13 protein-coding genes are annotated in these 13,848 nt (G+C 27.3%); all 13 read right to left on the bottom strand.

Translation table 11 applies throughout. The features are described 5' to 3' along the window. Positions 1-81: 81 nt before the first annotated feature. The gene (locus BFN48_RS02670; protein WP_069649316.1) at positions 82-1,461 is read right to left on the bottom strand and encodes an extracellular solute-binding protein; all 1,380 of its coding nucleotides are present in this window, start codon (positions 1,459-1,461) and stop codon (positions 82-84) included. Positions 1,462-1,549: 88 nt separating this feature from the next. Continuing rightward, positions 1,550-2,839, bottom strand: a complete 1,290-nt coding sequence (locus BFN48_RS02665; protein ID WP_069649315.1) for an extracellular solute-binding protein — start codon at positions 2,837-2,839, stop codon at positions 1,550-1,552. Between the two features lie 33 nt (positions 2,840-2,872). Beyond that, positions 2,873-4,294 carry a S41 family peptidase gene (locus BFN48_RS02660; protein WP_176718795.1) on the bottom strand — a complete coding sequence of 474 codons (1,422 nt, stop codon included), beginning with the start codon at positions 4,292-4,294 and terminating at the stop codon, positions 2,873-2,875. A gap of 97 nt (positions 4,295-4,391) precedes the next feature. Further along, positions 4,392-5,726 carry an extracellular solute-binding protein gene (locus BFN48_RS02655; protein ID WP_069649313.1) on the bottom strand — a complete coding sequence of 445 codons (1,335 nt, stop codon included), beginning with the start codon at positions 5,724-5,726 and terminating at the stop codon, positions 4,392-4,394. A gap of 110 nt (positions 5,727-5,836) precedes the next feature. Continuing rightward, positions 5,837-7,156, bottom strand: a complete 1,320-nt coding sequence (locus tag BFN48_RS02650) for an ABC transporter substrate-binding protein (RefSeq protein WP_069649312.1) — start codon at positions 7,154-7,156, stop codon at positions 5,837-5,839. 41 nt (positions 7,157-7,197) lie between these two features. After that, positions 7,198-8,049 carry a patatin-like phospholipase family protein gene (locus tag BFN48_RS02645; RefSeq protein WP_069649311.1) on the bottom strand — a complete coding sequence of 284 codons (852 nt, stop codon included), beginning with the start codon at positions 8,047-8,049 and terminating at the stop codon, positions 7,198-7,200. A 45-nt stretch (positions 8,050-8,094) separates the two neighbouring features. Further along, positions 8,095-9,426, bottom strand: coding sequence for an ABC transporter substrate-binding protein (locus BFN48_RS02640; RefSeq protein ID WP_069649310.1), 1,332 nt, complete (start codon positions 9,424-9,426; stop codon positions 8,095-8,097). Between the two features lie 231 nt (positions 9,427-9,657). Beyond that, on the bottom strand, positions 9,658-10,101 hold the full coding sequence (locus BFN48_RS02635; RefSeq protein WP_069649309.1) for a GatB/YqeY domain-containing protein: 444 nt from the start codon (positions 10,099-10,101) through the stop codon (positions 9,658-9,660). 11 nt (positions 10,102-10,112) lie between these two features. Then, positions 10,113-10,295, bottom strand: a complete 183-nt coding sequence (gene rpsU / locus BFN48_RS02630) for a 30S ribosomal protein S21 (protein WP_035161487.1) — start codon at positions 10,293-10,295, stop codon at positions 10,113-10,115. 112 nt (positions 10,296-10,407) lie between these two features. Continuing rightward, on the bottom strand, positions 10,408-10,752 hold the full coding sequence (locus tag BFN48_RS02625; RefSeq protein WP_069649308.1) for a histidine triad nucleotide-binding protein: 345 nt from the start codon (positions 10,750-10,752) through the stop codon (positions 10,408-10,410). Positions 10,753-10,808: 56 nt separating this feature from the next. Next, positions 10,809-12,116 (bottom strand): tRNA (N(6)-L-threonylcarbamoyladenosine(37)-C(2))-methylthiotransferase MtaB, encoded by a 1,308-nt coding sequence (gene mtaB, locus BFN48_RS02620; RefSeq protein ID WP_069649307.1) that lies wholly within the window; start codon positions 12,114-12,116, stop codon positions 10,809-10,811. Next, a complete protein-coding gene (locus BFN48_RS02615) occupies positions 12,117-12,863 on the bottom strand; it encodes a 16S rRNA (uracil(1498)-N(3))-methyltransferase (protein WP_069649306.1) in 747 nt (248 codons plus the stop codon). It lies immediately after the preceding gene. Further along, positions 12,856-13,812 (bottom strand): 50S ribosomal protein L11 methyltransferase, encoded by a 957-nt coding sequence (prmA, locus tag BFN48_RS02610; protein ID WP_069649305.1) that lies wholly within the window; start codon positions 13,810-13,812, stop codon positions 12,856-12,858. The genes BFN48_RS02615 and prmA overlap by 8 nt, the downstream gene beginning before the upstream one ends. Positions 13,813-13,848 lie beyond the last annotated feature (36 nt).

Genomic DNA, 13,848 nt, shown 5'->3' with positions numbered 1-13,848 from the left:
TACTACTCTATATCTTTATGTAATGATAGCAAATTATTTCTAATGGTTTTGGTTTCATTTGAATGAGAAATAATGTAAGCTTTATTCATTTAACCACATATTTAATTTATCTTCTAATTTCTGCAACTCTCTACTTAGCTTTTCATCTGAATAAGGTTCATCAGTAAATATAAATTTAAATAAATCTTTATGAATCATATCATAAAGTTCTCTTTGCGCTATAGTATCAAGAGAATAGGGTTTTATATTACATTTTCTCAACCTATATAATATATACATTTTCAATTTAACAGCCTTTTCGTTGTAACTATATTTAATATCCAACTTTTCTATTTTATTTTGTATGTCTTTGTTCACCGGATAAAAACCACCAGTTAGTGCTCCATCATTATACATTAAAAACTGAATATCATCATTTAATAATCCATTAACAAATTCAATGCCTTTTTCTACGTTTTTACCATGTTTATTTACTATAAAACCCCATGTATAAAAAATATTGTTTCCTTTTATTACTTCTGGAAGAATTGATACGTTTCCTTTGTCTATTTTTTCACTTATTTGCTGCGTTTCAAAAATATTTACCCCTAATGTTAAAACTAAACATTCTCTTTCTATACCTTTATAAAATCTCATCGCTTTTTCCCATTCAGGCGTAACTATACCTTCAACAAAAATTTTATAGTAATCCTCATATGAGAAATCCTTGTTTAATATATAACTATCTGAAAATATCTTACTTCTAGCATTTTTTATAAAATTCTTAACCTCTAAAGTATTTAATTTTATCCTATTATTATCATCTATTAACTTTAGTTCATACAATGGTCCTTTTACGATATCAATATAATCTCTCTTTGTAAAATGCCTAGGTTCTAAAGAAAGCCACCTCTCTTTAATGCTTAGATAATCTTCCTTTGTCCAATCAAAATTAGGTTCTTCTATTACTAATTCATCTAACAAGTTTTTATTAAGCACCATAGCAGTATATGACATCCCAATGGGTACATAATAAACTTTTTCTTCTTTTAGACCATCGTATATCTTACTCAAATAAGATATTTTATCTGTAAGTTCTAATGCTACTCCACTTTTCACATATCGTTCCAATATTTTTTCATTTATCTCATTTCGTACAATCGGTATTAAAGTAGGTCCATTTTTTTGATACAATTTTAAATTTCTTTTTCTTATATAATCCTCATAAGTATTTGCATATACAATTTCATATCTAACTTCCACATTATTCTCTTCTTTAAATTTAGGTATGTAATAATCTAATATACTTATAAAGCTAGGAATTTCTGTTTCTAGTACTTTATTCCAAACAACTATAGTAATTTCACTTTTTGCATCATCTTGAAAGCTCATCATGTTAGCGTTTTTATTTATATTTATATAAATACCAATTATTAATAATATCATTATTGCAAAACTCAATCTTTTTAAATTTTTATACAAGTAAGCCACTCTCCTAATTTTTAAATATCAACTGATTACTCATTCAACCACATATTTAATTTATCTTCTAATCTCTGTAATTCTCTACTCAACGCTTCATCTGAATAAGGTTCATCTGCAAATATAAACTTTGTAATTCTTCCTTTATAATTTTATACATCTTACCATATTCATTTGATGACTTATAAGCACCATTCTTTATTCTTGTTAGTATATACTTCCTTAATGCAACTGCTTTTTCATTTACATAGTTAGCTTTTTCTATTTCCTCAATTTTTTCTTCTATATCTTTATTTACAGGATAAGAATAATCATACTTTTCTCTAAACATTTCTAGCTGAACTTCATCACTTAATAAACCATCTATAAATTCTAAACCTAAATCAACATTTTTCCCATTTTTGTTTACAATAAATCCCCATACTCTAAGTTTTTCTAATTCATAAATCACCTGCGGTAATATAATATAATCATCAATATCCATATCAACACCAATACGAAGAGACTTCATTGCATTTTTATCATAAAATCTCCTTCTTAAATTGTCAGTGTCATTATACCAATACGATTCATTTGCTTCCTTATATTCCTCTGATTCTTTCACAAATAGCATTTTATAATAATTTTCAAATGTATAGTTATTTTTCAAAATATATTTACCAGAATGTATTTCATCCCTCAAATTCTTTATGTATTCTATAACTCTAGAGTTATTAATATTAACTTTATTGTTTTTAATATCATATATATCCAACTCTTCCATAATATTTGCCACAAGCTCTTTATATAAAATCGATGTAAAATTTCTTGGCTCATTTGTTAACCATTTTTCTCTGATATTAAAATAATCTTCTCTAGTCCAATCTAAACCTGGTTCTTCTATCCCTAATTGTTCAAATACCTTTCTATTCAAAGTTATAGGATAATGATACATACCTATTGGTACAAAAAAACCTTCTTCATCTTTAACACTGTCATATATCTTTTCATAATTTTTTAATTTATCTTTTACTTTTAAAGCAATACCTTTTTCAGTTAAAGGTTTATAAAAATCCCATATTGAAACATATATTAACGCAGGTCCATCTTTTAAATATAATTTTGAATTTAACTTTTTCTGGTATTTTTCATAATCACTTATATCTATCACATCAAAATTTACCTTTACTCCTTTTTCTCTTTCAAATTTACGTTTATATAAATCTAAAGTATTAAATGCAAATTTAATTTTAGAATAGAAATAATTATCTATTAATATTGTAATTTCCTTACCTTTATTACCTTGATTATCGACATTTGTACTATCCTTTACAGTAGTACATCCATTTGCCGATAATAATAGTATTAAACATAAAAGCATAGCAATTACTCTTTTCATCTTCATACCCCCACCTTAATAATCCTAAATACTTTAATATTCAATTTCGTTTTCAATTATTTCAATAGCTTTTTTTAAAACTGTATCTTGATTCTCTATAAAATCATCAAAATTTCTTTTAACGAGAATATTCGGCTCTACTCCATTTCCTTCTATTAAAGCTTCATTTTTACGTTTTATTTGCATTGCTGAATATGAAAAATACCACCTAGTATTAGGAAGTTTTGTTCTTATCGGCTCTCCACTTCCCCCACCTGTACCATTTTCTCCAACTATCGTTGCTATTTCATAATCAGCTATAATTGAAGCTAGTCTATCTGCAGCACTAAATGTAAGCTCATCTATAAGTAATATCTTGGGTATATCTGCTACGTTATTCGACTTAGGTTTTATTAAACCATCATCTATCCATTCGGTATAACCTTCTACTCCATTAAAAACACTACCCATATAATAAAGTTTATGAAAAGCTTGGGATAATTTAAATCTATATTTTAAATCCGCTATTGGACTGTCTATTAAATACCTAATTAAATAATTTGGAAAGTAACTCAAACCACCTTGATTACTTCTAATGTCTATAACAAAACCTTTCATTTCACTATAATCCTTAAACACTTTATCAATAAATTCAAGAAATTCATTATTACCTTCTACTGCAAATGATCTAATAGCCAGATAAGCTATTTTTTTATCCTCATCTAACCATTTAACCTCAAGTTTAGGTACATCTCCTAAATATAATTTGTAATAATCACTATAACTAATCCATTCCACTTTCACTTCGATCAAATTTCCGCTCACATCTTTTAAAAGCAGTTTTGCTTTCTTAGTATAATCAATATTCTTTTCGATAAAGAAATTCAAAGTTTCATAGATATGTATCAGCCTTTTCTTTTCAGCTTGTCTTTCAGTTGAACCTGTAATATACTTTTCAGATGTTTCAATTATTTCTTTTAATTTTATACCATTAATTGATACAACTTCATATCCTTTCTTAATTTTAGGATACTTATCAAAATATGTTTTACTTACTACAAATTTATCCTGTATTTTTTCGATGATTATTGGTAAAGCTTTAACTGAATTTAAAGGTTGCATGACATATGTGTGACCATCATGTAAATTTGCTAAAAATTTAGTAATAATTCTAAAAAATGTTTTATCATCTTTACAAGACATAACTTCTTCTAATGTCTCATTTTTCAAATCTTCCCAATCGAATCCATACTTTTCCTGTTTTTCTTCTAGATATGAATATCCTTCTTTAATACTTTTATAAATAAACATAAAATCTTCAATATATCTTTGGTTAGATTGTTCTATACACTGCTTTCCTTTTAAAAAGCTTTTTATAGATACAGTATTACTTTCTAAATATATTAGCCCAATGATTAAAAACAAAAAGATTGCAATAACTCCAAAATATACTTGTTTTTGTAACTTAATTATCATTGTTAAAATAAATAAAAATACGAAAAAAACTATAATCGATATAATCATCATCTAATAAATTACCCCTTTGTTATTGCATAATAATACTTATGATAAATTATTCATTTAGCCACATATTTAATTTATCCTCTAATTTCTGTAATTCTCTACTTAACTCTTCATCTGTATAAGGTTCATCTGCAAAGATAAATTTCGTAAATTCAGATATTATCGACTTCTTTATATCATAATAAATTCTTTTTTGATGTTTAAATGGTTTATATCTTCCATTTTTTAATTGCTCTAAGATATATTTTCGCAATTCTACAGATTTTTCATTGACATCATTAGCCTTCTCTATTTCTTCAATTTTTTCTTCTATTTCTTTGTTTACTGGATAAGGATTGCTTTTAGTCCTGTACATTTCTAATTGATTTTCATCATTTAGTAAATAATTTAAAAATTCAAGTCCAAGCTGAATATTTTTCCCGTTTTTATTTACTATAAATCCATTAACTTGAACAAACATTTCATCATATAAAACTTGAGGTAAAACAATAATATCGTTTATATCCATATCAATATCATTTTTTAATGATTTTAATGCATCTTTCATATAATAAACTCTTCTTAAGTTTTGACTATCAAAATATTTCTGCAATTTCATTGCTTCTTTGTATTCTTCTGAATCCTTAAGAAAAAACATTTTATAATAATTTTCATATGTATAATTTTTATTTAAAATATATTTACCAGAGAAGATTTCATTTCTTAAACTTTTTATATATTCGATAACCTTTTTGTTATTAACATTAACTTTATTATTTTCTGCATCTATAATTTCTAAATCATCTAACACACTCCAAATCAATTCTTTATACATTTCACTTGTAAAATATCTTGGTTCTTGTGACAACCATTTTTCTTTTATTTCTAAATAATCCTGCCTTGTCCAATCAAGAGAAGGTTCTTGAATATTTAATTCCTTTAATACATTTCTGTTTAAAGCTATAGGGCTTGAATACATACCAAAAGGTACAATAAAATTGTTATTTACTTTAAGACTTTCATAAACTTTTTCAAAATTTGGTATTTTATTTTTAACATCTAGTGCTATTCCTCTTTCTATAAAATTTAAATAGTTTTCACCACTAGTGATAAATATTAGTGTCGGACCTTCTTTCTCATGCAATTTTATATTAACTTTTTTAATGTAGTCATCATAATTACTTGCAGTTATTACCTCATATTTTACTTTGATTCCTTTTTCTCTTTCAAATTTATATTTGTATTTTTCTAGCATCATCTTGGTATTTTTAAAATATTTATCTCTAATTATAATGCTGATTTCTTTCATTTCCTTTCTATTTACTTCTTTGTCCGTTTTTATTGAACAGCCAACTATTGAAATAGATAATAAAATAAATAAGACAATTGATACAGCTTTTTTCATCCGATCACCTCATTTAAGAAAAGAAATTCTTTTATTGTCAAGTTCTAGTTCTCTCACATTTTTAGTAAATTATAATAATTTCATATGTGTTACAAAAATACGTGTAATCTTTATTCATTTAACCACATATTATATTTATCCTCTAATTTCTGTAGTTCCCTACTCAACTCTTCATCTGTATAAGGATTATCTGCAAAGATAAATTCAAATAAATCTCTATGAAGCATATCATAGAGTTCTTGGTGTATTCTATTCTTACAATTACGAGGTTTTATTTCACCCTTTTTTATTTTTTCTAATATAAATTTTTTCAGCTCTACAGCTTTCTTGTTATAATTATAATTCGCATCTATTTTATCTATTTCAGTTTCAATGTTTTTATTTACCGGATAAAACCCTCCAAACAATTTACCATTACTATACATAGAAAGCTGTACTTCATCACTTAATAAACCATTAATAAACTCTATCCCTAAATCTGTGTTTTTACCATTCTTATTTACTATAAAACCCCAGGTAAAAAAATTGTTTTTTTCGTTAATTACTTCTGGAAGTATTACTACATCATCTTTATCTATCATTTCACTTACTCGTTTTGTTTCTAATGCATTTATTCTTAAAATCTGAACTAGAATTTCTTTATCTACAAGTTTAAAAAATCTTAAAGCTCTTTGATATTCTATTGTATTTATACCTTCTATAAAAATCTTGTAGTAATTTTCATAAGAATAATCTTTTAAAATATATTTGCCTGAAAATATTTTTTCTCTTGTATTTTTTATAAATTCTTTAATTTTTGAGTTATTTATATTAATCTTATTATCTTTGTCTATTATTTTTAGATTATATAAAGGTCCTTTAACAATTTCATTGTAATCTACAAAGGTAAAATATCTTGGCTTCTTAGATAACCATTTTTCTTTAATCTTTAAGTAATCATCTTTAGTCCAGTCAAGATTAGGTTCTTTAACATTTATTTCATCTAATATGCTTTTATTTAATATTTTCGCAACATAGCACATCCCAATAGGAACATAGTAAACTTTTTCTTCTTTTAAACTATCGTATATCTTTTCAAGATTAGTAATTTTATCTGTAACTTCTAATGCAGCACCGCTTTCTATATAGTTGTGATAAAAAATCAACTGAGGTAAATAGATAAGAGTTGGGCCATTCTTTAAATACAGCTTTATGTTTAGTTTTTTTATGTAGTCAACTAATGTATTTGCATCTATTATATCGAATTTAACTTTTACACCCTTTGATTTTTCGAATTTGAATTTATAGCTTTCTATGATTGGATTGATTGGCTCTTGTATTAATATTGTTATTTCTTTCTGTGCATTTTGTTCAAGTTTTGGTGTAGTTTCGTCTGTACAGCTAACTAAAAACAATAATACAGATAAAAGTATAAATATAATTCTTTTCACAAAAACCCACCTCTTAAATATTGTTTTAATTCTTAGATTTTCTATTTGTCACAAATCCAGTCCATCATTTCGTCATAACATCTTCTTGCATCCTCATATCCCATCTCATATAATTCTTTTAGTTTATTTACATCTCTTTCAATTCTATCTACTTTCATATCTTTAGTGGGTCTAATTACAAAAACCTTTTTTTCTGATTCTAATTTTTCAATATATTCAAGTGTATTATTATATATTTTATATCTATTAAGCATTGCATCTATTATCCCAGGATATTCAGAATATATAATCTTTAATAATTTTTTCAACTTAAAAGGACTTTTTCTATATCCTCTATTTCTGGTTAGAACAATCACATTCTTTTTATTTCCATCTTCTATTGACTTTTTTATAGGAAGAGGATCTGCTATTCCTCCATCTAATAAAAATTTCCCTTCCATTTCAACAATTGGAGCTACAAATGGTAAACTACTAGAAGCCTTGATAGCTTTAATCACATCTTCACATTCGTCTTTATCAAAATATACAGGTTGTCCAGTTTTGCAATCAGTAGCTACTATAATAAATTTTTCTTTTGCTTTATTAAAAGTTTCAAAATCAAATGGTATAAGTTTATTTGGTATTTCATTGAATATAAAATCCATACCAAAAATACTTCCTTTTGTTATTAAATTTTTATAGCTTATATATCTATCATCCTTAGCATAATCAAGATTAATCTTTATACTTCTACCTTTTTGCCTTGAAATATAAGACGAGGCATTACATGCCCCCGCAGAAACTCCTATAATATAAGGGAAATATAAATCCTTTTCCATGAAAAAATCTAAAACTCCTGAAGTATAACAACCTCTCATTCCACCGCCTTCTAATACTAATCCTGCTTTCACCATTGTTATTCTCCCTTCTTTAACGATTAATTAATTTATCTTTAATTCTTACTCATTTAACCACATATTTAATTTGTCTTCTAATTTTTTCATTTCTTCAGTTATCTCTTCATCTGTATAATCTTTATCTGCAAAAACAAACTTTATTATATTATTAGTCAATTCTGATCTTATAACTAAATACTTATCGCTATAATTTTTTAATGACTTATAGTCTCCATTTTTTATCTTAGTTAATAAATATTTTCTTAAAGCAATAGATTTCTCATTTATATTATTATCTTTTTCTATTTTCTCGATTTCATCTTCTATATCTTTATTTACAGGATAATCACGCTTCTTTTTGAATATCTCTAACTGTACTTCATCACTCAACAGCCAATTTAAGAACTCTAAACCTAAATCAATATTTTTTCCATTTCTATTAACAATAAATCCCCATAATACTAATTTTTTAAATTCATCAACAACCTGTGGTAAAACAATATGTTCACCAATATCCATTTCAACACTATTTCCAAGGGAATTCAATGCATTTCTATAGTAAAATTGTCTTCTTATACTATCTGTATCATTATATAAAGTCATTTCTTTTGCTTCCTTATATTCTTTTGATTCTATCTCATAAAACATTCTATAATAATTTTCAAATGTATAACTGTCCTTTAGAATATACTTACCAGAATGCAGCTCATCTTTCAATTTCTTTATGTATCCTATTACTTTTGATTTATCAATATTAACTTTATTATTTTTAGAATCGTATACTTCCAATTCCTCCATAATATTCCACATGAGTTCTCTAAACAAATATGGTGTGAAATTCTGAGGCTCTTCAGTTAACCATTTTTCTCTTATTCTAAAATAATCTTCTCTAGTCCAATCTAATCCTGGTTCTTCTATCCCCAACTTTTTAAAAACCTTTCTATTCAATGCTATAGGATAATGATACATACTTATTGGAATAAAACATTTGTTTTCATCCTTAATGCTATCATATATCTTTGCGTAGTTTTTTAATTTATCATCTACTTTTAAAGCTATTCCTGTTTTTATTAAAGAACCACAAAAAGACCATGGAGATACATATATTAGAGTAGGTCCGTCTTTTAAATATAATTTAGATCTCAATTTGTTTTCATATTCCTTATTTTTTACATCTATCACATCAAAATTTACTTTTATTCCTTTTTCTCTCTCAAACTTCTGTTTATACGCATTAAAAACAGGTGCATTAAACTTTAAATCGTGATACGAATTACTGTCTATAAGTATTGTTATTTCTTTATTTTTTACATTTGAACTATCTTTTGCAGAAGTACATCCATTTAATGATAATAACAGCATTAAACATAAGATTATAGTAATTACTCTTTTCATCTTAATCCCCCTAGCATATAAATTAGTTCTGTTAAGTTATTATAAAAATTAAATTTAAAAAACAAAATAGATAATTATAGCTTTTATTTATTAATAACTTTATTCTATTTATGTTAAATAAATCCTTTTTTATTTCGTTTTTCCTATTTTAATATTCCTTAACATTCATGTTAACTATTCTTAATTTTTTCATACAAAAAACCTGGATACTTAAGTATCCAGGTTTTTAATCTATTTTAAATATTGTCTAACAATCTTATTAACTAAGCTTCCATCAGCTCTACCTTTTACTTTTGGCATTACATAAGACATTACTTTTCCCATGTCTTTCATAGTACTAGCGCCGATTTCTTCTATAGCAGCTTTAACTATTTCATCAATTTCATCTTCTGAAAGTTGCTCAGGCAGATATTCCATTAATATGTCAATTTCTTTTTGGGTAAGTTCTACAAGGTCTTGTCTTCCACCTTTTTCAAAGTCCTTTAAAGCATCTTTCTTTTGCTTAACCTGTTTAGCGATAAGTTCTATAATATCCTCATCACTTAATTCAATTCTTTCATCTACTTCTTTTTGTTTAATAGCAGCTCTTACCATTGTAATAACATCCTTGCGGATCTTATCCTTGTTTTTCATAGAGGCTTTTAAATCTGCCATTAACCTCTCCTTAAAGGACATTGAATCACCTCTTATCTTCTTTTCTTATTTTTTCTTCTAGCTGCTTCAGCTTTCTTTTTACGTCTTACGCTAGGCTTTTCATAATGTTCTCTCTTTCTCACTTCAGAAAGAACGCCAGCGATAGCACATTGTCTTTTAAATCTTCTAAGAGCACTATCTAGTGATTCGTTCTCTTTAACTCTTACCTGTGTCATCTGCTTCTTCCCTCCCCTCTCCCACTGCTACAGTTCCTAAGTAACAACGCAGTAAGTAGAATTCGGCACTAGATTATTATACATTAAATAGCAGTTTTATGCAACAAATATTTTAACCTGGAGGCCACATTAAGTGTCTTCCACCTAATAAATGGTAATGCAAATGACCTACAGTCTGTCCTCCCTTTTCACCACAGTTATTCACTATCCTAAACCCATCTTGATCTATTCCTTTTTCTTTTGCTAATCTTTTTATAACCAAATGTATATGACTTATAACCTCTATATTATCTTCGTTTATATCTTTAATTGAAGGTATATGCTCTTTTGGTATTACTAGTATATGAACAGGTGCTTGAGGATCAATATCTTCAAATGCTAACACTTTATCATCTTCATATACTTTCTTGCTAGGAATTTCTCCATTAACTATCTTACAAAAGATACAATCAGACACTCTGTTCACCTCCTTACTGCCTTAATTATATATTCAACAATATTGTTAAAAATCCTCTATTTGTTTACAATTTCACCTATTAAATTTTCACCTGATATTCTATTCATTTTAACAGGCAGTATTTTCCCTTCAATTGAAATATCTCCTTTAGCCTCAACTCGAATATAATTTGTCGTATATCCTTCCATTAGTCCAGGTTGTCCTTTAACTTCTTCTTCAAATAAAACATCCATTATTTTACCTACAAATCTTTCATTAAAAGTCTTATTAAGTTTTTCACCTAGTTCTATTAATTTTCTGCTTCGTTCTGTTTTGACTGTACCATCTACTTGATTTTTAAATTTTGCCGCAGGTGTACCTTCTCTTGGAGAGTATTTAAAAACATGAATTCTTGAAAAACCTACTTCTTTGACAAAATTATATGTTTCTTCAAACTCCTCATCCGTTTCGCCTGGAAATCCCACTATTATATCGGTCGTCAAGCCTACATCAGGCATATATTTTCTTATAAGCTTAACAATACTTAAATACTCTTCAGTTGTATATTTTCTGTTCATTCTTTTTAATACTGTATTACTTCCACTTTGCAGTGATAAGTGAAAATGGTCGCATACTTTCGGAAGTTTACTTAGTCTGTTCATAAAATCTTCTGTTATTATTGTAGGCTCTAATGAACTTAATCTTATTCTTTCTATACCATTAATATCGTGTATAGCTTCAATAACATCTATTAATCTCATATCACCTAAATCTTTTCCATATGATGCTACATGTATTCCTGTTAAAACAATCTCTTTAAAGCCTCTTCGACTAAGCTTTTCTACTTCTTTTATAATATTTCCTAAATTTCTGCTTCTTACAGGACCTCTTGCATAAGGTATTATGCAATATGAGCAATATTGATTACATCCTTCCTGTATTTTTATAAAAGCTCTAGTTTTACCTTTCACTTCATCTATAGACATTTCTTCAAATTCTCTTACTTTCATTATATCTTCAACAATTTTCATGCGTTTATTCTTTTCTTTAACCTCTTCACATAGCTTTACTATTTTATTCTTGTCACTTGTACCAATAACTAAATCTACATCTTCAATTTTAAATACTTCATCAGGTGAAACTTGCACATAACATCCAACAACAGCTACAACAGCTTCTCTATTTATTCTCTTTGCCCTTCTTATAAATTGTCTTGACTTCCTATCACCAAGATTTGTAACTGTGCAAGTATTTATAACATAAACATCTGCTTTATCTTCGGCATTCACAACAGTATAGCCATTTTTTTGAAAAAGCTCAGCCATTGCTTCTGTTTCATACTGATTAACTTTACAGCCCAAAGTATAAAAGGCAACGGTTTTCATCTAAATCACTCCTAAATCTCCAAGCTCATACATAACTACGGATATAGTAGTAAATCCTGCAGTTTCTGTTCTTAAAATTCTAGGTCCCAAAGAAATTATATGAGAATTAATTCCTTTTAGTTTTTCTATTTCTTCTTCTTCAAAACCACCTTCTGGCCCTATTATTATATTAATTTTACCTTTTTTATAAGTTCTTAATATATCTTTTAGTCCAATTTTCAATTCATTTTCATAAGGAACTAAAATAAATTCTTCATCTTTCAATCTATTAATCATCTCATTAAAGGTCATTATCTTATTAACAACAGGTATAATCCCTCTTTTACACTGTTTAGACGCCTCTTTTGCAATGCGCTTCCATCTTTCTAGTTTTTTTAATTCCTTTTTTTCACCTTCAACCTTAACTACTGTTCTTTTTGTTATTAATGGTACTATTTCAACAACCCCTAATTCAGTTGCCTTTTGAATAATCAAATCCATCTTCGAAGATTTTGGTAATCCTTGATAAAGTATAATCTGTATTGGAGGTTCACTTTTCGATTCAAACTCTTCTTTGATAACTGCTACTACATAATCTTTTTCTATTTCCGTTATCTCTGCTAGATATTCTTCACCTTCACAGTTTGATACATTTATAATTTCACCAATATCTAGCCTTAATACATTTTTTATATGTTTGACATCTTCACCTTTAATAATTATTTTATTTTCTACAATGTCTTTTTTATCTACAAAGAATTTATGCATCCTCTGATCCCTCTTTAAATCTAGATACTAGACATGCCCATTCTCCCATTTTCATTTCATCAATTACTTCTAAACCATTCTTATCTAAAGCAGCTTTAACATCATTTATTTTATCTAATATTATTCCAGAAGCTATAAAAACTCCATCCTCTAACAAGAATTTAGGAACAACTTCTGCAAGCTTTACAATAACTTCAGCAATTATATTAGCAACAATAACATTAGCCCTTCCGTCAACTACATCCAAGAGATTGCCTTTTCTAATCTGAACAGTGTTAGCAACTCCATTTTTCCTAACATTTTCTTTAGCTACTTTAACAGATACTTCATCTAAATCTATTCCTATAGTACTTATTGCTCCAAGCTTAGCAGCTGCAATTGACAATATACCAGTACCACAACCTATATCAAAGACTATATCATGCTGATGAACATATTTTTCTAATTGTTTTATGCACATTATAGTTGTTTCATGAGTTCCTGTACCAAAAGCCATACCAGGGTCAAGCTCTATTACGATATCTTCTGGCTTCTTCTCGTAGTTTTCCCATGAAGGTTTAACAACTATTTTCTCTCCTATTTTCTTTGGTTTATAATACTTTTTCCATGAATTGGCCCAGTCTTTTTCATAAACTTCTGATGTTGTAACTTCTCCTAACCCCTTGTCCAAATTGTATTGCGGTATTTTTTCAACATTCTGTTTTATTAGCTCTATTTTGTCTATTAAATCTTCACTTTCTGGTAAATATCCTTTAACAATTACTCCTTCAAAGTTCTGTTCCACTAAAGTAGGGTCTATATAATCCCAATCTCCTTCATTTTTGTTTTGGAATACTAAATCATTGGGATCTTCAATGACTAACCCACCTACTCCAGCTTCATATAAAATATTCGATACAACCTCAACTGCTTCCGTAGTGGTTTTAATCTGGACCTCAATCCACTTCATTTTAGCCCCACATCCTTTATTATTTAATCTTCTTTA

This window comes from Caloranaerobacter ferrireducens (genome assembly GCF_001730685.1).
GTDB lineage: Bacteria > Bacillota > Clostridia > Tissierellales > Thermohalobacteraceae > Caloranaerobacter > Caloranaerobacter ferrireducens.
The sequence above is the reverse complement of the archived record's forward strand: the minus strand, read 5'-3'. Positions and strand labels throughout refer to the sequence as shown.